Below are 24,829 nucleotides of genomic sequence, written 5' to 3'. Positions count from 1 at the left end.
AAAGGTACTTAAATGAATGAGCTAAGGATTTTGTATATTATTGATACATTGGGTGCCGGTGGTAAAGAGAGACAACTTCTCGAACTCATAAAAGGCATTATAATGTTCACTGATATTGATATGCAATTAGTCATTCTTTCTAAAGTTGTACATTATCCTGCTCTTGATGAGCTAGATATTAAAAAACACTATTTAACTAGGAGCGGTAAGTACGACTTGTCTCCAATTCGTGAGTTGTATAAAATATGCCAAGATTTTAGGCCAAATATACTACATTCCTGCGAATCATTATGTTCGATGTATCTAATACCCATAGCTAAGACGTTAAAAATTAAACTCATAAGTAGTGTGATTAGGAATGCTCCTGATAAAATAAACAACAAATCCAGAATTAGAAACTTACTTATATTCCCTTTTTCAAATAAAATTATAGCCAATTCATACGCCGGATTGAAGGCATACAACGCACCAAAACATAAAAGCCTATGTATTTACAACGCGTTTGATCAATCCAGGCTAAGTAGTCTCTCTGACCCTGCAGTCATAAAAAAGAAATTTCATATACAGGCAGATCATGTCGTCGGGATGGTTGGCCGATTCGCGCCACGCAAAGACTATGAAACTTTTATCGGTTCGGCTATGGACGTTCTGGAAAGCAGAAACGACGTAGAGTTTGTCGCTGTAGGTGCTGGTGAAAACTTAAACCATTGTAAGCAGTTGGTGAAAGATAAATATCGTTTAAAATTCAAGTTTCTTGGTGACCAGGAAGATGTTGAATCTATTGTAAATATATTCACTATTGGAGTTCTTACGACAAATCAAAGGGTTCATGGCGAGGGGATCTCTAACTCAATAGTCGAGTATATGGCTTTGGGAAAGCCTGTTGTTGCAACAAGGGGTGGGGGGACTGTCGAGATACTGGAAGACAATGTTACCGGCTTTCTGGTTGATCCGTACGATGTCAAATCTGTAACAGAGAAAATAAATTTAATACTCGATAGCAGCTCAATTTATGAAAAAGTTGGGACGGCAGGAAGGGATTTTGTTTTAAGGGAACTAACATTGGAGGGTCTGGTCCGGCGTCATCTCGATTGCTATCAAAAGTGTTTATTTTGTTGATCTGGACCGTACGTACCGTTGTACCTGCTGTTATGGAAATAACCGATGCTGAAGAGGGGCTTCTATGTGCGGAATATTTGGTTCTGTTGGATTTGAAAGCTCTTCCCGAGATTCGCTCCAAAAAATCAAGCACAGGGGACCAAATGATTGGGGTGAATATGTTGATAAAGATGCAAGTATTTATCTGGGGCACCAGCGCCTTTCAGTCATAGATTTATCCAGTGCAGGCAGGCAACCTATGGGGTTGGCTGACGGTAATTACTATATTACCTACAACGGGGAAGTTTATAATTTTCTCGAATTAAGGAAGGAATACCTTCGTTCTGAAAAGTTTCATTCAAATACAGATACTGAAGTAATTCTTAGAATGTTTAATCTTTTTGGATTGAAAACTCCTCAATTTTTAAGAGGAATGTTTGCTTTTAGTGTGTATGACAAGTTTAAAAATGAAATAATGCTTTGCAGGGATCGTATTGGGATAAAGCCTCTATATTATTACTGTAAAGACGGTAAATTTGCGTTTGCTTCAGAATTGTCCGCTTTGAAAAGCATTAAAGGAATAGATCTGGAAATCAACCACCTTGGTCTGGATTACTATTTCAGGTTCGGTTATATTCCCGCCCCATTTTCTGCATATAAATACATCAAAAAATTAAAGCCCGGCAATACCATAATTTATGATCTCAACAGGAAGGAGATGAGGAGTGAGGAACCTTTCTGGGAGCTGAAAAAGTCGGTAAAGAGCCATAGTGGATTGTCAGAAAGTGATTGGCTTGAAAGGATTAGTAGTAAGATTGAGGAGTCCGTCAAGCTACGACTTGTTAGCGATGTCCCACTGGGGGCATTCCTGAGCGGTGGTCTCGATTCCAGCCTGATTGTCATGACAATGGCCAAGATTATTAAAGAGAGCCTTAAGACCTTTACTATCGGGTTCGATTATCACGCATATGATGAGCGTATGTATGCTGAGTTAATTGCAGAGCAATTTAAAACTGACCATCATGTTGAAGTTGTTAAGCCGAATGCGATGGGAATCGTTCCTTTATTGGTTGATAGTTTTGGAGAGCCTTTTGCTGATAGTTCTGCCATCCCGACCTACTACGTCGCCAAAATGGCAAAAAAGCATGTGACGGTTGCATTGTCAGGTGACGGAGGGGATGAGATCTTTGCCGGGTATCAGCGTTACTCCAGGGTCCACAACTACGGTTGTCTCAGGTATGTTCCATTGAAAATAAGAAAGCTTATAGGTTCTTTAGGCCGGGTGTTACCGCAGGAAATGAGTGGGCATGGCTTCCTTCGCAGGCAGGCCTTTTGTGATAATACCGATCTGTATCAAACGATGAATACCAGTTTTTACTCTTCTGGATCGGCCGGAATTTATAATCGAGAATTTATAAATAACCTTGAACATGAAGGAAATCATTTTTTTCAATCAATTCTGGATAAACACTCTGGCCCTGATAAAAAGCTAATAACTCAATTGCAATTAATCGATCTGTTTAGTTATTTGCCCGATGATGTTTTAACCAAGGTTGATAGGACCTCTATGGCAAATTCTCTTGAAGTCAGGGTTCCTCTTCTTGATCACGAACTTGTTGAAATGGCTTTTTCCTGTCCTGCCGATATCCGGTTCAAGCTTAAACGATTGAAAAATATTGTAAAAACATTATTAGCGGACAACGTTTCTGCTGATGTCTTGCAGCATAAAAAACAGGGGTTTGGTGTGCCGGTCGGGCAGTGGTTCAGGAATGAGTGGAAGCCCTTGATGTATGAAATGATTGAAAATACAAAAAATGACCCGGTTGTAGACAATAATGTTTTAAAAAATATTTTTCAGTGCCACCTGACAGGTAAAAGGGATTTTGGCCGAGAACTCTATACTGTGTTTTTTTATAAATACTGGCTATTGAGAAATAATGTCAGTTGTTAATTGTATTAAGGTTTGAACATTTTATTGTCAAGAGAGGCAAGAAGATGAAAGAATCAAATGTGATATTAATGATAGGCCCTGACCCTGAAAGATTTGGTGGAATTTCAAGGGTAGTAAAGATTTGGTTAGAGAATAATTTTCTTAATAATTATGATGTTAAATATATATCCACTGTTTCAGGTAAGGGAATCGGTAAAGTGTTACGTCTCTTACATGCAATAGGTAAGCTTTTAAGAACCATAAACTCAAAATGCAGATTCATATATATACACACATCTTCTTCGAATGGCTTTTATCGAAAATCAATATTTATTATTATCGGGATATTGTTTCGAAAAAAAATCATACTTCACTTACATCCGACGCATTTCTGTGATTTTTTCTCAAATACAATTGGACTGCGAAAGAAATATATTGTTTCAGTTCTCAAACATATTGATGCTTTTGTTGTGCTGTCTGAAGAATCCAGAAATTTCTTCTCCGCCTACTATCCTGATACGCCCATCTATGTTGTTGAAAATCCGATAAATATTTCAGAAATGTCAAACCGGTCTGGAGTGGCGCGGGAAGAATGCAACTTGCTTTACCTTGGTTGTCTCATCAGGCCCAAAGGGGTTTATGATTTGGTTGATGCGATCGAATTGGTCGTTTTGCATTATCCGGAAATTCATCTCGACTTTTATGGGGACAGGGAAGTCGATGAGCTTAGACGATATGTTGAAGATAAGAAATTATCAAAAAATATTAGCGTAAACGGCTGGATAATGTTTGAGGAGAAAATTGAAGCATTATATCGCCACACATTATTGATTCTTCCTTCCTATTCAGAGGGCATTCCTAACGTTATCTTAGAAGCAATGGCGACTAAGCTTCCTATTATCTCGACCGCGGTAGGAGGATTACGGGAAATTCTGATTGATGGTGAAAATTGTGTCGTTACTGACGCAGGAAGCCCAGAAGATCTGAGTGAAAAAATCCTGATGTGTTTACGGGACGAGCACTTGAGGGAGAGAATTTCTCATAGTGCCTACCTGGAAGTTGAGCGAAAATACGATGTTAAAACAATAAAGCCCAAAGTTTGTGAGGTGTTGGACGCAATGAGTCGGTCCGGTGCCTGATAGTTGCTTTTCTGTGAGGCACATATCGTCTTTCTTGAGACACTTTATGCTATGTGTTGCTGCCTGCGAACGTATTTGCGAAGTAATGATAACGCATTCTACGTGCAAAGGTAGATTGATTTAATGCCGTTATGATGCAATCGGGAAGAGGGTCTATATGAGTTCTCGTACTTTAAAACGCGATGTTTTGAGTATCAGTACTGCCCATTCGATAGAATATGCCCTGCAGTTTTTGCTGCCAGTGGTTGTCGCACGGACGCTCTCTCCTGATGATTTTGCCGGTTATCGGATGGTGTGGTTGGTTGTGGGGACCCTGATGGCGTTTGCAACGCTTCAGGTTCCGCAAAGCCTTTCATATTTTTTACCGCGCATGCAAAAAGAGGGACGTGCCACATTCATCGTTAGTGCAGTCTACATATTATCTGTACTGGCGGCTGTTTCATCAGCAGCAGTCAATCCGTGGTTTCCGTTATTGCCGTTAGAGTGGATAGAAATCAGCGGCCCTGCCTGGTTTTACTCGGTGTTTGCGTTTTTGTGGATCATTGGCTCTTTGATCGATTGGTTACCGGTTGGTGACGGGCGGGCTGGCTGGCAGGCGGGTCTGATAATTGCGCTATCAATCACCCGTGTGTTTTCTGTTTCAATTGTGGCCTGGCTGGCCGGTTCTTTGGAAGCGGTACTTCAGGTGTTGATTCTGTTTTCTCTATTCAAGGTTGCCCTGCTCGCGTTCTATATCCTGAAATTTCATGGATGGCCACGAGTATTGTCATACGCATCTGTTAGGGAACAGCTTGCCTATACTTGGTCTTTTGGAGTCGCATGTGGTCTCTATAGTATGCGCCGGCAGGCTGAACTCTGGTTGATTGCTGCACTATTTACCGCAAAGGAATTTGTTTCATTTTCTTTGGGGGCCGTTGCGTCGCCACTATTCGGACTGATTAGAAGGTCAGTAAATAATGTAGCTTTTCCCAGCCTGAGCGCATTGAATGCAAACGAAGATAAAGAGGGATTTGCCAATTTAAATCGCAAAGCGACTTCTACCGTTGCCTTTGTACTTGTACCGGTTGCCATTTTCCTGTGGGTGCTTGCAGATGAAGTTATTGCACTTGTCTATACAAGGAAATATGTAGATGCCGCAGATATCATGCGCATATATTTGTTTGGTGTTATTCCCCAGGTCTTTGAGAGTAGTACTCTGTTAAGAGTGACCGGGCAGGGCAGGGTGGCGCTGGGAATTGACTTGATGATGCTTCCGCTCGTCGTTTCCATAAGTTACGCGGGGATTTTAATTGCTGGTTTGCCGGGTGGGGCATTTGGTAGCGTTGCAGCACTATTTATTGGCCATTTCATGGCTGTATGGAAGGGTGCATGTAAATTAGGGATACCTATTGTCGATTTATATGATTTTGAACAACTTGGCTGGATATTCGGAGTCGGGATATTGTCGGGTTTGATAGGGTACGCATCGGTGTCAGTGACAGGACTATCTAAGGACATATACCGGATTCTTTTGGGTAGTGGCTTGATGGTTTTCAGTTTTGTTTTTTTTATGAGTATATTGCGTCGAGTACCTAAGCAATTGGTAAGTATGTTCAGAAGGTAAGTAAGTTGTGAATTGCCTCCAAAATTCCAGAGGCAATTCACAACCAATAATATAGGATACTTAGTAAGTCCTTATACTATGGACCCGCCACCTCCACCCTCCGTCGTCTCGAAAGTCCGTATCAAAAATGGCATTTCTGCTAACCTGCTGAAATTTCATCAAGGAGAAAGAGCCGATTTTACAGTTTTAAAATGGAGGGGTGAGATTTAAGTCACTACATTCGTGATTCAGATACAAAGAAGCCCCGGATCAGGCCGAGGCTTCTTTTTGTTACTACTTTTGCACATGGGGCCTTACCACTAAGTCGTCCGTTCCAAAAAGTAAAAACCTGATATTTGATATGCCGAATCTGTGCGAGTTAGATAGATAGATAGACTATCCACCCTGTACCCAGCCAATATTTGACATCGAGTTAGACGTATCATGGCTTGTCGAAAACTGAACCTGCTGATCATTCCTCAAGGTAAAGCGCTGAACCAGTTGTTGAAGTTTTCGGGCTTGGCCCGATAGTTCCTCTGCCGCTGCGGCACTCTCTTCCGCATTTGCGGTATTTTGTTGCGTTACGGAATCGATTTGCGTCAAACCTTGATTGATTTGATTGATCCCTTGGGCCTGTTCGTTGCTGGACGCAGTAATTTCAGCGACTAGTCCTGTTACATTGCTGACCCCCTCGACTATTCCCTGCAGAGATTCAGCAGTCTGCCTGGCAATAACGCTGCCATTTTCTGTTTTGGCAACAGATCCTTCGATTAAGCCGGCCGTCTCTTCTGCCGCTTTGGCACTGCGCGCCGCAAGGTTCCTGACTTCTTCTGCAACCACAGCAAAGCCCTTGCCATGTTGTCCGGCCCGGGCCGCCTCCACGGCAGCATTGAGAGCCAGTAGATTCGTTTGAAAGGCGATTTCGTCGATGGTCTTAATGATCTTGGAGATATTCTGGCCAGCTTCGTTGATTTCGACCATGGCTGAAACCATGGTCTGCATCTGGATGCTTCCATTTTGTGCAGCTTGCTGAACCTCAACCGATTGCTGATTGGCCCGATTGGCATTTTCGGCATTCAAACTCGTTTGTGAAGACATTTCACTCAACGATGCAGTAATCTCTTCCAGACTGCTGGCCTGATGGGTGGCTCCTTGCGACAACGACTGGCTCGTTTGGGACACTTGAGCCGAACCACTGACGATTTCAGCAGAGCCCTTCTGGGTTTCCCCCAGCAGGTCACTTAGGTTGGTAACCATTTTCTGTAAAGATCTGCCAAACTGATCTTCGGCGGAAGTAAGTGTTATCTCCGAGGTCAAATCCCCATCGGCAATAATCTCGGTCATGCGAACCTTTTCTGCCAGCTCATCCGCCATATGGTTGAGCGCTTGGGCAAGCTGTCCAAGCTCGTCCTGCGAATTGATGGTGAGACGCTTGGAAAGATTACCGCTTTCAATCGCTTCGGCCAGCGCGATCCCATCCTTCAGCGGCTTGACAATCATGCGGGAAAAAAGGGTAAAAATAACCAAGCAAAGGGCAATTAAGCCGACGCTTGAATATAGTGCTATCTGCTTCGTTATACTGTGAGTTGCCTGTGCTTTGGCACTCTCGGTGGAATGGGACATCTCCTCAATACGGGCAGCAAGAGCCATGATAGCTTCATCCACAGAACTGAAACTGAGCTCCAGCTCTACGGATCCTAAAACTTCGCCGGAAAGAGCGATGTCCTTTTTGATTATATGGGCATTTCGATGCGCTTCGACTTTTGTTGTCAGTGGATTTCCTGAGCTATCAAAAAAGGTCAGGGAGAGGATGTCTTGGTCTTTTTCCAGGCTGTGGGCCAGTGGCACCAACAACTCATGTTCATAATTCAGGATCATTTCCCTGGCGGAGTCAGCCATCAACTCGGCCAACAATTCGCCTTTGGCCAGCAGCTGGTTGCGTAGCAGCTTTTCTTCGTTGCCTTGCTCGGTCTTTAATCGCTCGACAGCGCTTTGGACTTGTCGTTCAAGAACATTTCCGGTCAGAGAAATGGTGCCAACGGCGATAGCCGCCAGAATAATGATTGTGATAAGGGATATGACCGAAATGAACTTACCCGAAATGCCCATTTTTTTAGAAAGCATGCTTTTGCCCCCAAGCAATTGAATCAAGTTAAGAGCACTGGTTTCCGGTGCAGTGTTCGGTTTGCCCCGGAAACCAGCTGGATTAATTTAACGTGCAAAAGTCGGTGCGCGTTGGCGCAGTGCACAGCAATGGCTATTTGGCGGCCAGTAATCCGGACTGAACAGCCAGCTGTTTCCACTGCCCGCTATCGGCATAGGTCTTGGCCGCTTCGACAACCGGATGGCCTTGATTATTAAGACCGTAAACCAGGCCAAGGCTGACCCCCGCAGAAAAACCATCCACAGCAACCATGTTCACCTCACCGAAATTTGGTTTGGCGCCAAAAGCGATGGCGTTTGCACCTTGTGGCGATTTCAGGAAATTCACTACTTGATGATCTTTTTTAAATATTTGGGCAAAACTGACATTTTCAAAGAAGGTTTGGTCTTCTCTTAAGACCGAAAAGAGCGCCTCAGTTTTTTCGCGGCCGACGAGAACAATAGCCGCATCAGAGCCGCCGACTTCTTTCCAGTTATTAATCTGTCCAGTAAAGATCTTTTCCAGCTGAAGCAATGAAAGCTTGGATACGCCCGCAGCAGACCCCGTAGCAAAGGCAATAGGAACCCTGGCTAGAAAGATTTCGGCTTTATCCATCGCCTTTTCTTTTGCGTTCAGGGGGCGCCCGGTACGACCGAATATGAAATTGCTTGAGTTCTTGATCCCTCCCGCATGTTTGGCGGACCGGGGAGGCACTTTAAAGGCATAGTTTTGCGCGGCTGGGTTCTGGGCGAAATTATCAAAAAAGAGTTGAACTATTTTTGTCGACGGTCCAGCCCCCGCAACTGATTGTAATTCGGCAGCCCCCGCCGTCACGGCAAGACTCAGAAATAACGAACAAAACACAAGCAGGACGACAATCTTTTTCATTGTAAGCTCCTCTTTTTATTAGTTAGGTGAAGGGTAATGGCTAGTCTTTGACAACAAATAAACAAACTAATAATCTTTGGGCATAAACCTTATTTGAGGGGTAGGGAAAGTATTTTCTTCATTAAATACAATTTGTTTTATGGTGAAATGACAAGTCTACCGTTCCCCTGTTAAACCCTGATGTTGTATTCTTATCTTTCCACTTGTTTTCCCGTTACCTGCGGAGGATTACATTTCTCTAAACATGTGTCAAGGCTAATTATGGTAGCCCAACGAACTGTATGTATTCGTAAATACGCTATATTTAGATACATGGGAGGGCGGACCTAGCTGAGTGGCATGAAAGGTAGAGAGATCATCACGTAGTGGTGACTGGCGACCGGCATGACCAAGAAGTCCCTACGGGGCGTTTCGCAAATATCAGGTCAAAAAGGGGTTGTCATATGTCCGTAGGAATTTTGACGTGTGACCTAGCTGTCCTATAAGTCACTATTCGCAATATAAAAACGGCCCAACCCGATTTCAAATGGTTGGACCGTCTCACATGTTGTGCTGAATCGGGGGTCCTGCTTAACTAAGGAATTAAAACACACCCTTCAGCAGGAACTTTGTTTTGAATATAGTAACTTTTCAAAACCAACTCAATTGACAATTAGAGTCTTTTTGTTTGTCCGCGGTTGTTGGTGTGGCCGTATTTGTTATCCTTCTTGGTACGGGGGATAAATCCTATGAGACGAAAATATGCGTGGCTTGCTGCACTGCTGCCGTTTCTTTTTTTACCACTTTCTCTTGTTGCCACTGAATCCCCACCGGCCTTCGATGTATGGCTTCAGCACCTTAACACTCAAGCTCAGTCCGAAGGGATTTCCGGACCAACGGTCAACGCCGCCTTGCATGATGTTCGGTTTCTCCCCTGGGTGATTGAGGCGGATCGACGTCAGCCGGAATTTAAAAAAACACTGGCCGAATATCTGGCCGGAGCTCTGTCAAAGCAGCGGATCAAACAGGGCCGCCGTATGTTGAGGGAGAATCGCGATCTGCTGCAACAAATTTCCCACAAGTATCGCGTTCAGCCGCACTATCTGGTTGCGCTTTGGGGGATTGAAAGCAATTACGGGCGTAACACCGGCAAGGTCCCGATCCTTTCAGCTTTGGCAACGCTCGCCTTTGATGCTCGGCGCAGCGATTATTTTCGCCGCGAACTGCTCAACGCGCTGCGTATTCTGGATTCCGGCAAGCTGACTAAAGATCAGCTTCTCGGCTCCTGGGCCGGGGCCATGGGGCAGCTGCAGTTTATGCCCTCGACCTTTTTAGCTAACGCCGTTGATGGCAACGCTGATGGTCGTATCGACCTTTGGCAGACGCGGGAAGATTATCTCGCTTCCGCTGCTAATTATTTGCACAACGCCGGCTGGCAGTGGAATTACCGCTGGGGCCGCAAAGTCAAACTTCCCGCAACGTTTGATAATAACTTGGTGGGTTTGGAGCATCGACTTTCTCTTCGCAAATGGCAGCAGCTTGGCGTCCGACTCAGTTCCGGGCAAAATTTACCGCAGGACGATATCTCCGCAGCAATCGTTATGCCGGACGTAAAGACAGGACAGGCATTTTTGGTCTATCAGAATTATTGGGTGCTGATGCGTTGGAACAAGGCGCATAGCTTTGCGTTGGCCGTGGGGGAACTGGCCGATCGGGTTGCTGCCGGTGGGCAGTGAGTTTGCAAGTTACTTGACAGCTCCGACTGGGCCATTACTCTTAGAGTTAAATTTAAACGCGACGAAACCTACATCCGGAGGCAGTGATGAACATATTTGATTTCGCCTTGAAGATGGAAGAGGACGGTAAGACATACTACGAAAGGCTGGCTAACGAAGCACTGCTACCAGGTTTGATGACGATTTTTTCACGACTGGCTGAAGATGAACAGAAGCATTACGATATTTTCCAAAAGTTGAAAAACGGCGCAACTATTTCGTCACTGCAGGACAGTACCATGATTGCTGAAGTGAAAAATGTTTTTGCCGACTTGCTGCAGGACATGGACACCGATAGGGGAGGGGCAGAAAGTCTGGCGGCTTATCAGCACGCCATGCAACTTGAGGCCGAGAGCTACCGCCTTTACGAACATGCCGCCAGTAAAGAGGGCAATCAGGAAATCAAAGCGCTGTTGTTGAAAATTGCTGCCGAGGAACGCAAGCACTTTACCGTTCTGGAAAATATTTATCACTTTGTTAACGTTCCCAACCAATATATGGCCTGGTCCGAATTCAGTAATCTCGACGAGGTCAGACAGTTCGGTCGGGATACGGATGATTGAAATCCTGCTGAAAAGTTTAGCCCTGTAAGAAAAGCTTTCCCCATTCGCCCATTTGCTCGAGGATGGGGAAGATGCTTTTGCCTTTTTCCGTCAAGGAATATTCCACCTTGGGTGGTACTTGCGGGTAGACCTCGCGGTGCACCAGCCCATCAGCTTCAAGTTCTCGTAGTTGCTGGGTCAGCATCTTGCGGGTGGTGCTGCAAAATTGTCGCTGCAACTCGGAAAAGCGCATGGTTTTTTGCGCCAGGTGCCAGAGGATTGAGGCCTTCCACTTGCCTCCAACCACCGCCAGGGTCACGTCGATTGAGCACTTATACTGTTTATCCCGGAAAATCATAGATTTCTCTGCTGGCTGACTCGCTGACATCTTAATGCTCCTGATATTTATGGGTACCTAAAAAGGTACTACGTAACAAAAAAGTACGTAATTGACGATAATGTACTTATGCTTGAATATAGCTCACCGGCTCTGGAATGAAAAGAGAGCAATCTGTTTTGAATCGACGATAGGAGGAAATCGCTATGAAGATACTGGCCTTTAACGGCAGTCCCAAAAAAGAGGGCAATACCTTTCATGCCATAAAAATGGTAACCGTTGAATTGGAAAAAGAAGGTTTTGAAACGGAAATTATTCATGTTGGCAATAAGGTGATCAGGGGCTGTACTGCCTGCGGTCAGTGCGCAAAAAATCGCAATGAACAATGTGTGCTGCCGGGTGATGAGGTCAATGAGTGGATTCAAAAGATGAAACAGGCCGATGGCATCATCCTTGGATCGCCGGTGCATTTTGCTGGGATGGCAGGAACGATGAAATCATTTCTTGACCGGGCTTTTTATGTCGCTGGTGTTAATGACGGTTTGTTTCGTCATAAGGTTGGAGCGGCAGTGGTGGCTGTGCGGCGTTCTGGCGGATTGCCGACCTTTGACCAACTAAACAACTTTTTGTGCTACGGCGAAATGTTGCTGCCGACCTCCAACTACTGGAACGTGATCCATGGCACCCAGCCAGGAGAAGCGGTTCAAGATGAAGAGGGGGTACAGATCATGCGCGTGCTGGGTAAGAATATGGCCTGGCTGCTGAAGTTGGTCGCAAACGGCAAAGGCGTGGTTGAACCGCCGCCAAGAGAAGCCAAAACCTACATGCACTTTGTGCGCTGACCTTCAGTGAAGCCTCATTGGTTGCTGGTCAAAAGCGGTGATAACGGCTGATAGGCATAGGTGGCCAAACGCTCACTGGCTCTGGTGATTGCTACGTAGAGGAGATTCTTATTGACCGTTGTCATTGGATAGTTGTTGACCGATGGGTTCCAGAGGATGACGCCGGAGAACTCCAGGCCTTTGACCTGATGGGCGTTGGTGATAATAACCCCCGGCTTGAAGTTGAAGGTTTTGGTTTCCAGACGCACCCCGGCGATGGATTTCAGTTTGTCGTATAGCTCCTGGGCTTCGTTTTTATAGCGACAAATAATTGCGGTTAAACTTTTCGGCTCCGACATCAGCAACGCCCTGGTGGCGCGATACAGAGCAGTTTCGGCTTCGTCTTTACTGGTGAAATGATGCTGGCGTGGTTCTGGGCCTTCTTTGGTCACTTTCGTGGCGGGCCGACCGGAAACCCGAGACGCCAGGGCCATGATTTGCGCGGTACTGCGATAACTGATGGTCAGTTCGGTGCTGTCCAGGCCAATCTTGGTCAGGTCGGCCTGAAAGGAAGGGAAGCCGCCGTCATCGAGAAAATCAAGAATACGCTGGTTGGTGTCGGCGCAAACGGTCAGGCTTTTTTTGTCGGTGCTGGCAGCGGCCAGGGTGTCGAGTTCGACGCGACTCAGATCCTGGGCTTCATCGATGATGATGTGATCAAACCAGTTCAGCGCGGAGGCGATGGTCTGGCCGATATTTCGCAGTTGAATCAGGCGCAGCAAAATGCCTTTATCGGCAAAATCGAGGGTAAGTTCGTTACGTTCAAGGCTGTTTTGATAGTGGGTGCAAAAGGCTCGGACCGGCGCTGTATCTCCTAAATATCTCTTGGTCAGCAGCGGATGGCTATAGGCTTGATAGAGGTCAAGCATGGCGTTTTCCGGCTGCTCGCTCTGCTGCACATAGTTCTCAAACAGATCACGCATCTTGCAGGATTTTTTGATATCGGTGAACTGCTGCTTGCGTGCTGCCAGCCCACGAAAATTTCCGATTCGCGCCAGGGCCTCATCAACCCAGGAATGGAAGGTTTTGACCGCTGTTTTGGCGTCAATCAGCTCTTTGGAGGTCTCCAGCACGTAACCTTGCAGGGCGCGATTGAACATCACCACCATGCAGCGTTCCGGGCGGAAGGTTGCTGGATGATTGAAAACCAGATAGGACAGGCGGTGCAGGGCGACGGTGGTTTTACCGCTACCGGCGCCACCGGTCAAATAGGTACAGCCGAGGTGGTTTTTGGTGATCAGCCGAAACTGTTCCGCTGAAATCAGCGAGATGATATCGACAATCCGGTAGTCGCCTTTATTCTCCTTGATCTGCTGGGTGGTCAACGAGCGGCCATTAAAGCTCCACTCGCCGTCGATTTTTTCATAGATCAGTTCTGCCGACTCAATGCGCTGCAGCTGTCCTCTGGCAATAGCGTATTTAAATTTCTGCTCAATGCTGCCTTCGCGGATGCGGCCGACAATCTCTTCTTCGTACTCTTCGCCGACTTCGTACTCGTAATAGAGTTGCGAAAGTTCGGCTTTGCGCCAGTCGATCACCAGGGGCTTGGTGCCGACCAGCAGGCCCTGCTTGCCGATCAGATAGGTTTTTCTGCCGATGCGCGGGTCATTGTCATTGATGGAAAGGGCCGCGAAGTAGGGTTCGATCTGGGAGTTATGGGCGCGTTTATATTTTGCCGGGTCGAAACTGCTCAGGCGACGGATTTCAGCCGTACATTTATCTATTTCGCGCGGGTTGGCCGAAGCGTAGCGCTGTTTTTCCAACTCGCGCACCACGGCATCATGATCACGGATTCTGTCTTTGCGATCCTGTTCGTTGATGACGATTGCCGACTGGACATCTTGCAGGCGCTGTTCTTCGCTGCGGATAAACTCTTGCTGCTGGTCACTCATCTTTTGCTCCTGAACCGCTGAGCTGACAACTTCAACCTTTGTCCGGTTCTGCGCTTGTAGCGGACTTTAACTTTTAACCGGTCGTTATGAACTGAAAAGGGCCGCAAACGCGGCCCTTTTCAGAATTATCTTAGTGTTCGCAACGATCAGTCGAGTAAGTCAACAATTTGGGGTGCCATGCCGATGTAACTGGCCGGGCTCATGTCGAGTAAGCGCTGCTTATCTTCTGCTGCCAACTCCAGACCTTCAACAAAGGTGCGGATCGTTTCACGGTTGATTTTCTGACCACGAGTCAATTCTTTCAATTTCTCGTACGGCTTTTCGATACCGGCCTTGCGCATCACCGTCTGGATCGGCTCGGCCATCACTTCCCAGGCATTATCGAGATCGTCGGCCAGATTCTGCTCGTTGAGTTTCAGCTTGCTGAGACCTTTAAGGGTCGATGCGTAAGCGATCATGCTGTAACCGAAACCGACGCCCATGTTGCGCAGCACCGTCGAATCGGTCAGGTCACGTTGCAGGCGAGAGATCGGCAACTTGCTCGACATATGCTGGAAGATGGCATTGGCCAGCCCGCAGTTGCCTTCCGAGTTTTCAAAGTCGATCGGGTTGACTTTGTGCGGCATGGTCGACGAGCCGATTTCACCCGCCACCGTCTTCTGACCGAAATAAGCCATTGAGATGTAGGTCCAGAGGTCGCGGTTTAGGTCGTTGAGGACGGTATTCCAGCGGCCCATGGCATCGAACAGTTCGGCCATGTAGTCGTGTGGCTCGATCTGGGTGGTAAAGAGGTTCTGCTTGATGCCCAGTTCATCTTCGATGACTGCTTTGGTCAGTGCCACCCAGTCAATCTGCGGGTAGGCGGAGAGGTGAGCGTTGAAGTGGCCGACAGCGCCGTTTAGCTTGCCGAGCAGTTCTACCGCGGCAATCTTTTCACTCTGCTTTTGCAGGCGCGCGGCAAATACCGCCAGTTCCTTGCCGATGGTGGTCGGCGAGGCGGTCTGGCCGTGGGTGCGGGCCAGCATCGGCACATTTTTGAATTCATCGGCCAACTTGCTGATAACAGCAATAATCTCCTGCTGCTGAGGGGTCAGGGCGGTCAGACCGTCCTTGAGCATCAATGCGTGGGAGAGGTTGTTGATGTCTTCCGAGGTGCAGGCAAAGTGGATGAACTCAGACAGATCAGCCAGGCTGGTGCCATCAATCTGCTCTTTCAAATAGTATTCAACCGCCTTGACATCGTGGTTGGTGACCGCTTCGATCTTTTTGATCTTCTCCGCTTCTTCCGGAGTAAAATCAATAACGATTTGGCGCAAGGTTTGCTCTTCGTCGTCGGTTAAGGCCCGACACTCGGCAATTCCGGCTTCAGCGCAGAGGGCGATCAGCCACATGACTTCGACCTTGACCCGGTTTTTCAGCAGGGCGTACTCGGAAAAACACTCGGTCAGCGGGGTGACTTTAGATGCGTAACGCCCGTCAATCGGGCTGATGGCGGTAATCATATATATATCTCCTCAAGATTGGAATTTCGACGGCACTATAAAGCAGGCTGGGTTTGGCTGCAACCCCTTCGATGCGTAAACAGTTTAGAATGGTGCGTCCTGATTGAAAACCATCTTTTTTTTCGTTGCCGGATGGGTAATCTCCAGAGAATATGCGTGTAGCAGCAAACGGTCTGCTTTCTTCAGGGTGGCTTCGTCCGCGTAGAGATCATCCCCCAGAATCGGGTGTCCCAGTGCCAGCATGTGCACCCTCAACTGATGGGTTCGGCCGGTAATTGGCTTCAGCTCAATCCTGGTTGTATCGCTAGCCGAATCGTATGTTAGAACCCGGAAATATGTTTGTGCAGCTTTGCCAGCGGCATGATCAACCCTCTGCTTGGGCCGGTTCGGCCAGTCGCGACTCAGCGGCAGATCAATCCGTCCGGTAAGTGGCTGTACCCGTCCACTGGCTACTGCTAAGTAGCTCTTCTGCACCAGTCTCTGCTCGAACTGGCGACTCAGTTCGCGGTGCGTTGCGCTGTTTCTGGCCAGAATCATTACTCCTGAAGTCGACATATCGAGGCGATGGACGATCAGCGCTTCAGGATAGCTCTGCTGAACACGCGAAATTAAGCAGTCCTGATGCTCCGGCCTGCGACCTGGTACCGACAGGAGTTCGGCCGGTTTAGAGACGATCAGGATGTCACTATCAGCGTAGATGATTTCCGGTTCTGTTTTTGGCGGTCGATAATTGATCAATTCATTGTTTCCGAAATTTAAGGTTTTTTTAAGTCTGCGATACTAGCGGGATGTGTTTGGCGATGAAAGTAAAAAGAAAAAAGGGGGGCGATCTCGTTATGAGTTTCGCCCCCCTTTTTTATTCATTGATAAGCAAAGATCTAACTAGAGGCTGACCTTGGTTTGTGCTGATGCCATTTCAACACTCTCTACAGGAGGCAGCGTTTTTCCGGTCCGCTTGAAAACCTCATCCAGAGACTCTTGAGTAAAGGAGCGGTACATCAGTCGCGTGGTCACCTGATATTCGCCCTTGCCGGGTAACGGAATACGATAGGTTTCGCTGTCCATCCCTTTTGCGGGGATGCGCCGGTCGTAACCAATGCCGTGGGCGCGCCAGCTTTTTCCGGTTAGATTACCCTCGGCATCGCGGAACAAGACCCGGAAGAAGACCGCATCAGGATCGACATGGTTTTTCTCATCGATCTGACCGGAACTGTAAACCAACTGACCTGCGTTGTCGGCAACTTCAACCTGTAACCACATGATACGAATATAGGTGGTGCCGGTGGGGATCTTGTGCCCGGCACCGACATTGTGCACCTCGACCTTCAATTCAAGCGTTCCGTCGTCGGTGATCTGCTCTGCCAGCTTGACCTCGGCCGCTGATCGCAGGTATTCGCGCGACATCTCTGCCTGTTCGGGGTGTCCTACGGCATCCTGTAGATAAGAGCTGCCACCGATAAAGCCGTGAAATGCAATGTTTTCCCGCTGCTTGCCCATCAAGGAAGAACGGCCGGGAGCCTTACTGATGCCGGAAGTCGGTGTCATGTGACAATTCTGGCAAGTGATGCCTTGTTTGCCGTATTCGTTATTTTTCCAGTCATCCCAGGTGTCGATGATGTGGACACCGGTGGCGGGATGGATGACCATATGGCAGGCGCCGCAAAAATCGGATTTCGCGTGCAGTCCGGTGTTTTTCACCTCGTGATAGAGCGATCTGCCGTCATCGCGCGGACCGACCTTGGTATCGCCCGGCTCCGAAATATGCCCCATGTTGTACATCTGTTTAACACCCGTTACCGTGTGGCAGAAATCACAGGAAATGCCGCGCCGCGATGTTGCATCGAACTTGCTTCCATCTGCAGGTGGAAGCAACCCTGTACGCGCGGCAATCGGCGCATGACAGGCGCCGCACAGCAAGTCGGTTCCGCCATCGGTTTCTTCATGGGCGAGCATATAGTCAGGTCGATACCACTTGTCCTCCCAGGCCTGAGCGTGCATCGATTTAGACCAATCATTATAAATATCGCGATGACAATTCTGGCATTTATTGGGAGTATCAAACTCTCCAGGTTCGAACATCTGCGTTTTTTCTGCCGATGTTTTGGCAACGACTTCTGCTGTCTCGGCGACTGTTTCTTCTGCCATAGTAACGGCTACCGCTCCCGCTACAGCAGCCTTTTCCGAATTCGTTGTGGAAGATTCGCTTGTTGCGTTGAAATGGCTGCAGCCGATGAAAAACAGGCAGGGGAGAGTCAGCAGGATAAAAAGGCGTGAAGATTTCATGTTGCCTCCTTTGAAGATAGAATTTAATGAAAAATAGAAACACCTTAATGTACATGCGTCATACGTATTGTCAATATGACAGGTACGTTTTTAGCAAAACTAGTAACAGCTCTTTCACCTAGGTGGGTGCGTATACGGCATTGCCCGAAGCGGGCTGAAAATGCCACAATGATTTTCGCCAACAAGGAGGCTTTGTGACAGAGATAATAGCGAAACAAATCAGGATTGAGGGGATTGTTCAGGGGGTCGGGTTCCGTCCGTTTATTTATCGGATCGCGACAGAGCGAAATCTCCGCGGCACGGTTTTGAACGATAGCCAGGGGGTGCTGATCGATATTGAGGGGGAAGCGTCGCTTGTTGCTGGATTTCTCGCTGCGATAGAAGCGGAGCTGCCACCGCTGGCTTCAATCAGTTGCATGAATGTTGCCGAGGTTCCCGCAAGGGGACATTCTTCCTTCTCTATCGTCCAAAGCCAGGCAAGTAGCAAACGCGCTGCGCAAATCGCACCAGATTCCCATGTCTGCGCTGATTGTTTACAAGAACTCTTCGCGCCGAACGATCGCCGTTATCGATATCCATTTATCAACTGCACCAATTGTGGCCCACGCTATAGTATCGTCACCGATATTCCTTACGATCGCCCCTTGACCACCATGGTTGATTTTCCCATGTGTCCTGTTTGTCTCGCCGAGTACCAAGATCCCGCATCGCGTCGTTTTCACGCCCAACCGAACGCCTGTGCCGATTGCGGCCCACAACTCTCGTTTGCCGATCAAGACGGTCTGCCGGTTGCAGTTCCCGATCCATTGGCCGAGGCCGTTAAACGCTTAAAGGCTGGTGAGATTGTCGCGATTAAGGGGTTGGGCGGCTATCACTTGGCGGTTGATGCGGAGAATGACGCTGCGGTCAGACGCCTGCGCCTGCGCAAGCAGCGTGATGAAAAACCATTTGCGTTGATGAGCTTCGATCTTGAGCGGATTAAACGCTTTGCGCAACTGAGTGAGCAGGAAGAGCGCTTGCTGACCGGTGTCGAACGACCGATTGTGCTGCTGCCGCAACGCGCTGGACATTGCTTGTCTGGACAGATCGCACCAAAAAATAAATTCTACGCAATAATGCTTCCTTACACGCCAATACATTATCTATTACTTGAACAGTTTTCTGCGTTGGTGATGACCAGTGGCAATCAAAATGATGAACCGATTTCCTTTGAAAATGACGATGCTCTGGGGCGTTTGCAGGGGATTGCTGATTGTTATTTGCAGCACAACCGGCGTATCAATATTCGCACCGATGATTCCATTGTTCGTCTGCTCGATGGTCAACCGGTGCTCTATCGCCGCTCGCGCGGATACGTGCCGCGTGGGGTAAAGCTGACGGCTGCACAGCCAACGGTTCTGGCGGTCGGTGCTGAGCTGAAAAATACCATCTGTTTGACTCGTGGCGATCGGGCCTATTTGAGCCATCATATCGGCGATCTGAAGAATCAGTCGGTGGTTGATTCGATGAACCAGGCGATTACGCATTTCCAGAACCTGCTTGAAGTGCAGCCGCAGTTGATCGCTCACGATCTGCATCCCGATTATCTCTCTACCCACGTTGCCGAAAATCTGGCCGGTGAGTTGCCGTTGGTTGGCGTCCAGCATCATCACGCTCATCTCGCCAGTTGTCTGGTTGATAACGGCCACACTGGCCCGGCGATCGGGGTGATTTTCGATGGCATCGGTTATGGCAGCGACGGGCATATCTGGGGCGGTGAATTTTTGCTCGGCGATCTGCGCAATTTCCGCCGGGTGGCTCATCTGGATTATCATCCCTTGCCGGGTGGCGATGCCGCGACCAAGGAACCTTGGCGGATGGCGGTTAGTTATCTGCACGCCGCTTTTGGTACGGATCTGCCTCGTCTGAAATTTCTTCAAACCATCGATCCGCCGGGGGTTAAACTGCTGCTGCAGATGATAGAAAAACGACTCAATTCCCCGTTGACCAGTAGTGTCGGCCGACTGTTTGATGCCGTGGCGGCTATGGTTGGACTGCGCAATAAGGTCAGTTACGAAGGGCAGGCGGCCCTGGAACTGGAGATGTTGATCGATTGCGACGGACCAACGGAGTCAGCTTATCCCTTCGCTTTGCTTGAAACTGATGGTTTGATAAACCTTGATCCGACGCCGATGATCAAGCAACTGGTGGATGATTTGAGCGTTGCTGCGACTGGCCAGCAGATCAGTGCTCGCTTTCATAACGGCCTTGCGCTGTCGATTGTCACTGTCTGCCAAAGACTTGTGCAAGCGCACGGTCAATTTCCGGTGGCACTTTCCGGCGGCGTTTTTCAGAATCGTTACCTGACTGAACGCACGGTCAAGCTATTGCGTGGGGCCGGTTTCGAGGTTCTGTTGCATCGTCAGGTGCCGCCAAATGATGGTGGGCTGGCTTTGGGGCAGGCAGCGATAGCAGGTTGTTTAGAATAGCGAACGTCCATAGCGAAAAAGAGGCGCATAATTTAATTTTTAGCCCCGCTTCGTGATGTTAAATTCCTACCTGAATATTTATTTCCTTTCGGCGAAATTAATCACCTTTTGACCTAGAGTGTAATCACGAGCAAAAAAAACTGAGGAAGTTGACGTCGGCTTATTGCGATAATTCGATTTGCTGGTAAAACTTCTATAATAACGGGGGGATTGGCCGAGTCATTTTATTTAGTTGTGACTAATGTTTTGGAACGCCACTTTTGAGGATCGTTTGTGCATTATACGTTTTCAGAGATTGTCGATATCCCGGCAATTCAAGAATTGATGGAGGGTTTGTGGAAGTCCTCCGGTATTCCGGTCGGTATTGTCGATATTGAAGGAACGGTGCTGGTTGCCACGGGCTGGCAGGATATCTGTACTCAGTTTCATCGGAGCTCCTCTGAATCCGAAGCTCTCTGCCGCGAGAGTGACGCTTACCTGCAGGAACATTTAGCTGCCAATCGAATTCTTCCAGAGTCCGGTTACTATGAATATCATTGTAAGAATGGGATGATAGACATAGCTGTTCCGATCGTGATTGAAGGACAGCACTTGGCGACTCTGTTTCTGGGGCAGTTTTTTTATGAACCACCGGAGGAAAATTTTTTTCTTCAACAAGCGCAGCGTTACGGCTTCGATAAAGAACGTTATCTGGTTGCCCTGAAAAAGGTTCCCATCTTCGATCGTCAGAAGGTGAAGGACATTCTCGATTATCATACCCGTTTTGTAAATCTTATGACCCAGATGGGTGTGCAGAAGTTGAGAAGTATTGAAGATCGGAAAGCTCTGAGTGAAAGTGAAGAGCGCTTTCGGACAATATTTGAATCCGCTGCAGCCCCCATGGGGATTATTTCTACTGCTGGCCATATGTTGCAAGTCAATCCAGCTGCTTGTCATCTCATTGGTTATAGCGAGACCGAACTTCTTGGATTTAATATCGAAGATTTTGTCCATCCCGAAGATCGAGAGGACCCTCGGACGCTTTACCAGGACCTTTTGAGCGGGAAGAGCGAGGCGATCAGTTATAAGAAGCGATACCAGCGGAAGGATGGTTCTACTGTCTGGGGGCACGCTACCATCGCTCCAGTGCGCGATGCTGAGGGGGCGCCGCTTTACTTGGTCATCTTGATGCAAGATGTGACCGATAGTAAGGAAAAGGAGCTTGAACTTATCTATCGGGAAGCATTTGAAACCCTGGTGACAGGGATTTCAACGCGGTTTGTTGAACTGCCGACATTTGCAACTGACCGTGGAATTGATCTTGCGCTTGAGGATCTCGGCAAGTTTGTCGGTGTCGATCGTAGTTACGTTTTTCTGTTTTCTGCTGATGGCGAGCATATGGACAATACGCACGAGTGGTGTGCGAAGAAGATTGTCTCAAAAAAGGAAAAACTTCAATCAATTGCCAGGGGCAACCTGTCCTGGGCGTTAGAGAGAACGTTGAGTCGGCAGGTTTTGCATGTTCCATCTGTCGTGGAGCTGCCCTTGGTCGCGCAAGCGGAAAAAGATCATTGGCAAGAGCAGGATATTAAGTCGCTGATTACCATGCCGATTCTCGCAGCTGGGAAGGTTATCGGTTTCCTCGGTTTTGACGGCGTTGGAGAGGAACAACAATGGGGTGAAAAGGATATTGCCCTTCTGCAGACGGTCGGTAATCTTTTTGGTAGTGCCATCCAGCGGCAACGGGTTGTGGCAGCACAACAGGAAAGTGAAAGAAGGATTTCGACCTTGTTGGATAATTTGCCCGGAATGGCTTATCGATGTCGCAATGATCGTGATTGGACCATGGAATTTGTTAGTGACGGTTGTCGTGCTTTGACTGGCTATTTTCCAGAAGACTTAGTTGGCAATAAGGCTATTTCCTATGCGGAGGTTATTCATCCGGAAGACCGTGAGCACGTATGGCAACAGGTCCAGGATGGGTTAGTGAGCAAGGGACCATTTGAGCTCGAATACCGTATCCGCACCGTCTATGGAAGTGAACGTTGGGTCTGGGAGCAGGGGCGTGGGATTTTTGATAAAGATGGAAAGCTCCTGGCTATGGAGGGCTTCATCTCAGATATCACTGAAAGACGGCTGGCTGTGGAAACTTTACGTCAAAGTGATCTGATGAAGACTGAGTTTGTCAAGACCGTTGCTCACGAATTAAGAACGCCCTTAACAGCGATCCAGGGTTTTTCAGAGTTGTTAATAAATCAGGCCCAAATTACGCCGGAGGAGCAGGCGGAGTCACTTCGTTACATTTACGAACGCTCTTTCCGTTTGTCTGAACTGGTCGATGAAATGTTGAATATTGCGCGTATCGAATCCGGGGCAGCAATTTCTTTGAAAATGACCCCTTGTTCGGTCGCAGAGATTTATCGTTTGTTTGAACCGTTTTTGAAAGTCCAACTCGGCTTACACCCACTTGAAGTCAACTTGGAAAATGAGTCCTCAACTTTGTATTTAGATAAGGGCAAGATTGTCCAGGTTTTTGAGAACCTATTGAGCAATGCGATTAAATTCTCCGACAGCGAAAGCTCAATACAGATTATGGGGTGTACCGTCGGGGATGACTATCAGGTCTCTGTTGTCGACAAGGGCATTGGAATGACCCCTGATCAGGCAGAGAAGGTATTTGAAAAATTTTACCGGGTCGATGCTTCTGATACCGCAGTTGACGGGGTCGGCTTGGGTATGAATATTGTTAAACATATTGTGGAGGCTCATGGCGGCAGGATATGGGTTGAAAGCAATTTGAGCCGGGGTACGATTGTTCGGTTTACGCTCCCTCTCTATTTCGAAACTGGTGAAAATTAGTCAAAGGAGAGCTTGCGATGTATAAAATTTTGATTGTTGAGGATCAAGCGGACGTTTTGAAATTGTTGGGTATGGTTCTTCGGGCCGAAAACCGTCAGATGTTTTTGGCCAAAAGCGGTGAGGAAGCTCTTGAAATTGCTCAATCGGTTATCCCGGATGTCATTCTTCTGGATATTATGTTGCCTGGTGGTATTGATGGTTACAGCGTTGCGCGTATTTTGAAAAACAATCCGACAACCGCTGTCTGCGCCATTATTGTGATGACTGCAAAGGTTCAGGAACAAGACAAAACAGAAGCATTGGAGGCTGGGGCCGACGACTTTATCGGCAAGCCTTATAATTTGGAGGATCTTAAAAACAAGGTTGCTCGGTTTTTAGATTAAGAGCTAAAAAACTTAGCAAGATCTCCGAACCTCGAAGGCTCAGTTGTGCCTTCGAGGTTTATCTTTAGCTTACAGTCCGGCGTACTCGAGGAAAGTCACCGGTGGTCGATAGATTTCCTGCTCTGCCAGTAGGGCGTTGATGTCCTGTGGACCGTAATATTTTGCCTCTAATGCGCGTCCCTGTTCCATCCAGAAACCAAACTGGGGAATAAAGCTGTTATGGCGGATATTGTGGTCGATTGTGAGCCCGGATAAAACGAATATATTGCGATCACTGCCGTCAAATGCATCAGTGATAAAAGATGCGCTGCGATGAAATTGCCGCCAAGTGTTGATGTTGCAAAGTCGTCTGTGTGGCTGAGTGTTGGCGACAACTTCCGGTAAAAAATCAAACAGCTCTGCCTCCAGCATGTTCTTTGGTTCCAGACTTTCGTGGTCGAGCCGTTTTTTAAAGGAAAAGGCCGTTGGCTGCAGCAGGTCGCCGATCGGTTGAGGGAGTGTTTGCAGGTCATCACTTAGTTGTAGGTTTACGGCCAGGAATTGGCGATTTAAGCGATAGATTTTACCGAGAGAACCTTCCCCAAGGGCATCACCTTCGACCAGGTTGGCGAGGTTGATGCGGATACGAACTGTATCGCCAGACGGTTTTTTAAACAGGTACTTGTAAGGAACTTCAATTTTACAAATGCCCCTATCTTTCGAGAGCTTGATCAGTTGGGTTGCGCGGCGGTAGGCCTGAAGATAGTCATCAAGAACCCGATGCAACATTCCGCAACAGGGATCAATGCGATCGTGAACCCTTTCGATATAACCGCAACCTTCCTGTTCCAGGGCACCGATATGGCTGCCACCGAAGATGACGAGGTCTTTGCCATGCTGCGCTGCGATCATCATCCGCTTTGGATCGAGCAACGAACCGACCAGTCCCAGATTGAAAGGCGGGTAATTGTAAACGTAGCCGAACAGGGCTTTTTTGATTGCCTGACTTTCATCGGAACATTGCCATATCGCCGGCAGCGTGCCATTGAACCCGGCCTTGTCAGTCAGGTTGCGCATCCGGCCGAAAATTTCCATCAAGCCGATTGCTGGCAGCTCCATTAAGGTTTGGGCGGGGGGGGCAATCGGCATCTTCTCCTCCAGATAGAAAACAGTCGTCTCGGCACCTAATT

The 24,829-nt window shown here is 47.8% G+C and carries 18 protein-coding genes and 1 pseudogene; 11 read left to right on the top strand and 8 right to left on the bottom strand.

What is annotated here, in order from left to right:
- Window positions 1–12 precede the first annotated feature (12 nt).
- The 4 genes from ACZ5PT_RS16505 (at window position 13) to ACZ5PT_RS16490 (ending at window position 5,770) form a co-directional block, all read left to right on the top strand.
- Window positions 13–1,119 carry a glycosyltransferase gene (locus ACZ5PT_RS16505; protein WP_464264121.1) on the top strand — a complete coding sequence of 369 codons (1,107 nt, stop codon included), beginning with the start codon at window positions 13–15 and terminating at the stop codon, window positions 1,117–1,119.
- Between the two features lie 64 nt (window positions 1,120–1,183).
- Complete coding sequence (gene asnB, locus ACZ5PT_RS16500) at window positions 1,184–3,049, top strand: asparagine synthase (glutamine-hydrolyzing) (protein WP_464264120.1); 1,866 nt, start codon at window positions 1,184–1,186, stop codon at window positions 3,047–3,049.
- Window positions 3,050–3,093: 44 nt separating this feature from the next.
- The gene (locus ACZ5PT_RS16495) at window positions 3,094–4,167 is read left to right on the top strand and encodes a glycosyltransferase family 4 protein (protein ID WP_464264119.1); all 1,074 of its coding nucleotides are present in this window, start codon (window positions 3,094–3,096) and stop codon (window positions 4,165–4,167) included.
- A 157-nt stretch (window positions 4,168–4,324) separates the two neighbouring features.
- Window positions 4,325–5,770 (top strand): lipopolysaccharide biosynthesis protein, encoded by a 1,446-nt coding sequence (locus ACZ5PT_RS16490; RefSeq protein WP_464264118.1) that lies wholly within the window; start codon window positions 4,325–4,327, stop codon window positions 5,768–5,770.
- 375 nt (window positions 5,771–6,145) lie between these two features.
- Here ACZ5PT_RS16490 and ACZ5PT_RS16485 read toward each other — a convergent pair whose 3' ends face one another.
- Together ACZ5PT_RS16485 and ACZ5PT_RS16480 are read right to left on the bottom strand one after the other, a co-directional pair.
- Window positions 6,146–7,873, bottom strand: a complete 1,728-nt coding sequence (locus ACZ5PT_RS16485) for a methyl-accepting chemotaxis protein (RefSeq protein WP_464264117.1) — start codon at window positions 7,871–7,873, stop codon at window positions 6,146–6,148.
- A gap of 133 nt (window positions 7,874–8,006) precedes the next feature.
- Complete coding sequence (locus ACZ5PT_RS16480; RefSeq protein ID WP_464264116.1) at window positions 8,007–8,780, bottom strand: substrate-binding domain-containing protein; 774 nt, start codon at window positions 8,778–8,780, stop codon at window positions 8,007–8,009.
- Window positions 8,781–9,508: 728 nt separating this feature from the next.
- Here ACZ5PT_RS16480 and ACZ5PT_RS16475 point away from each other — a divergent pair.
- Together ACZ5PT_RS16475 and ACZ5PT_RS16470 are read left to right on the top strand one after the other, a co-directional pair.
- Window positions 9,509–10,495: a lytic murein transglycosylase gene (locus ACZ5PT_RS16475; RefSeq protein WP_464264115.1), complete on the top strand. Its 987-nt coding sequence runs from the start codon at window positions 9,509–9,511 to the stop codon at window positions 10,493–10,495.
- A gap of 86 nt (window positions 10,496–10,581) precedes the next feature.
- A complete protein-coding gene (locus tag ACZ5PT_RS16470; protein WP_464264114.1) occupies window positions 10,582–11,097 on the top strand; it encodes a ferritin-like domain-containing protein in 516 nt (171 codons plus the stop codon).
- 16 nt (window positions 11,098–11,113) lie between these two features.
- Here ACZ5PT_RS16470 and ACZ5PT_RS16465 read toward each other — a convergent pair whose 3' ends face one another.
- Window positions 11,114–11,464: a winged helix-turn-helix transcriptional regulator gene (locus ACZ5PT_RS16465; protein ID WP_464264113.1), complete on the bottom strand. Its 351-nt coding sequence runs from the start codon at window positions 11,462–11,464 to the stop codon at window positions 11,114–11,116.
- A 155-nt stretch (window positions 11,465–11,619) separates the two neighbouring features.
- On the opposite strand from ACZ5PT_RS16465, the gene ACZ5PT_RS16460 reads away from it, so the two are divergent.
- The gene (locus ACZ5PT_RS16460; protein WP_464264112.1) at window positions 11,620–12,255 is read left to right on the top strand and encodes a flavodoxin family protein; all 636 of its coding nucleotides are present in this window, start codon (window positions 11,620–11,622) and stop codon (window positions 12,253–12,255) included.
- Window positions 12,256–12,269: 14 nt separating this feature from the next.
- Here ACZ5PT_RS16460 and ACZ5PT_RS16455 read toward each other — a convergent pair whose 3' ends face one another.
- The 4 genes from ACZ5PT_RS16455 to ACZ5PT_RS16440 form a co-directional block, all read right to left on the bottom strand.
- A complete protein-coding gene (locus ACZ5PT_RS16455) occupies window positions 12,270–14,186 on the bottom strand; it encodes a UvrD-helicase domain-containing protein (protein ID WP_464264111.1) in 1,917 nt (638 codons plus the stop codon).
- A gap of 146 nt (window positions 14,187–14,332) precedes the next feature.
- On the bottom strand, window positions 14,333–15,688 hold the full coding sequence (gene purB, locus ACZ5PT_RS16450) for an adenylosuccinate lyase (protein WP_464264110.1): 1,356 nt from the start codon (window positions 15,686–15,688) through the stop codon (window positions 14,333–14,335).
- 84 nt (window positions 15,689–15,772) lie between these two features.
- Window positions 15,773–16,426: an RluA family pseudouridine synthase gene (locus ACZ5PT_RS16445; RefSeq protein WP_464264109.1), complete on the bottom strand. Its 654-nt coding sequence runs from the start codon at window positions 16,424–16,426 to the stop codon at window positions 15,773–15,775.
- 144 nt (window positions 16,427–16,570) lie between these two features.
- Window positions 16,571–17,971: a multiheme c-type cytochrome gene (locus tag ACZ5PT_RS16440; protein ID WP_464264108.1), complete on the bottom strand. Its 1,401-nt coding sequence runs from the start codon at window positions 17,969–17,971 to the stop codon at window positions 16,571–16,573.
- A gap of 194 nt (window positions 17,972–18,165) precedes the next feature.
- On the opposite strand from ACZ5PT_RS16440, the gene hypF reads away from it, so the two are divergent.
- From hypF to ACZ5PT_RS16420, 4 genes and pseudogenes are all read left to right on the top strand, one after another.
- Window positions 18,166–20,439 (top strand): carbamoyltransferase HypF, encoded by a 2,274-nt coding sequence (hypF, locus tag ACZ5PT_RS16435; protein ID WP_464264107.1) that lies wholly within the window; start codon window positions 18,166–18,168, stop codon window positions 20,437–20,439.
- Window positions 20,440–20,763: 324 nt separating this feature from the next.
- A pseudogene (locus tag ACZ5PT_RS16430) lies at window positions 20,764–21,168 on the top strand (PocR ligand-binding domain-containing protein); the annotation flags it as partial.
- Window positions 21,169–21,171: 3 nt separating this feature from the next.
- Complete coding sequence (locus ACZ5PT_RS16425; protein WP_464266751.1) at window positions 21,172–23,277, top strand: sensor histidine kinase; 2,106 nt, start codon at window positions 21,172–21,174, stop codon at window positions 23,275–23,277.
- 17 nt (window positions 23,278–23,294) lie between these two features.
- The gene (locus ACZ5PT_RS16420) at window positions 23,295–23,660 is read left to right on the top strand and encodes a response regulator transcription factor (RefSeq protein WP_464264106.1); all 366 of its coding nucleotides are present in this window, start codon (window positions 23,295–23,297) and stop codon (window positions 23,658–23,660) included.
- A 69-nt stretch (window positions 23,661–23,729) separates the two neighbouring features.
- On the opposite strand, the gene ACZ5PT_RS16415 is transcribed toward ACZ5PT_RS16420, so the two are convergent.
- Window positions 23,730–24,788 carry a hypothetical protein gene (locus tag ACZ5PT_RS16415; RefSeq protein ID WP_464264105.1) on the bottom strand — a complete coding sequence of 353 codons (1,059 nt, stop codon included), beginning with the start codon at window positions 24,786–24,788 and terminating at the stop codon, window positions 23,730–23,732.
- Between the last annotated feature and the right edge of the window lie 41 nt (window positions 24,789–24,829).

It is taken from the genome of Desulfuromusa ferrireducens (assembly GCF_055389805.1).
This window is presented reverse-complemented; position numbering and strand designations above follow the sequence as displayed.

Excerpts from the sequence above, each read along its gene's own strand:
- ACZ5PT_RS16505 (WP_464264121.1), top strand. The coding sequence starts at position 13 with ATGAATGAGCTAAGGATTTTGTATATTATTGATACATTGGGTGCCGGT.
- asnB (WP_464264120.1), top strand. The coding sequence starts at position 1,184 with ATGTGCGGAATATTTGGTTCTGTTGGATTTGAAAGCTCTTCCCGAGAT.
- ACZ5PT_RS16495 (WP_464264119.1), top strand. The coding sequence starts at position 3,094 with ATGAAAGAATCAAATGTGATATTAATGATAGGCCCTGACCCTGAAAGA.
- ACZ5PT_RS16490 (WP_464264118.1), top strand. The coding sequence starts at position 4,325 with ATGAGTTCTCGTACTTTAAAACGCGATGTTTTGAGTATCAGTACTGCC.
- ACZ5PT_RS16485 (WP_464264117.1), bottom strand. The coding sequence starts at position 7,873 with ATGCTTTCTAAAAAAATGGGCATTTCGGGTAAGTTCATTTCGGTCATA.
- ACZ5PT_RS16480 (WP_464264116.1), bottom strand. The coding sequence starts at position 8,780 with ATGAAAAAGATTGTCGTCCTGCTTGTGTTTTGTTCGTTATTTCTGAGT.
- ACZ5PT_RS16475 (WP_464264115.1), top strand. The coding sequence starts at position 9,509 with ATGAGACGAAAATATGCGTGGCTTGCTGCACTGCTGCCGTTTCTTTTT.
- ACZ5PT_RS16470 (WP_464264114.1), top strand. The coding sequence starts at position 10,582 with ATGAACATATTTGATTTCGCCTTGAAGATGGAAGAGGACGGTAAGACA.
- ACZ5PT_RS16465 (WP_464264113.1), bottom strand. The coding sequence starts at position 11,464 with ATGTCAGCGAGTCAGCCAGCAGAGAAATCTATGATTTTCCGGGATAAA.
- ACZ5PT_RS16460 (WP_464264112.1), top strand. The coding sequence starts at position 11,620 with ATGAAGATACTGGCCTTTAACGGCAGTCCCAAAAAAGAGGGCAATACC.
- ACZ5PT_RS16455 (WP_464264111.1), bottom strand. The coding sequence starts at position 14,186 with ATGAGTGACCAGCAGCAAGAGTTTATCCGCAGCGAAGAACAGCGCCTG.
- purB (WP_464264110.1), bottom strand. The coding sequence starts at position 15,688 with ATGATTACCGCCATCAGCCCGATTGACGGGCGTTACGCATCTAAAGTC.
- ACZ5PT_RS16440 (WP_464264108.1), bottom strand. The coding sequence starts at position 17,971 with ATGAAATCTTCACGCCTTTTTATCCTGCTGACTCTCCCCTGCCTGTTT.
- ACZ5PT_RS16420 (WP_464264106.1), top strand. The coding sequence starts at position 23,295 with ATGTATAAAATTTTGATTGTTGAGGATCAAGCGGACGTTTTGAAATTG.
- ACZ5PT_RS16415 (WP_464264105.1), bottom strand. The coding sequence starts at position 24,788 with ATGCCGATTGCCCCCCCCGCCCAAACCTTAATGGAGCTGCCAGCAATC.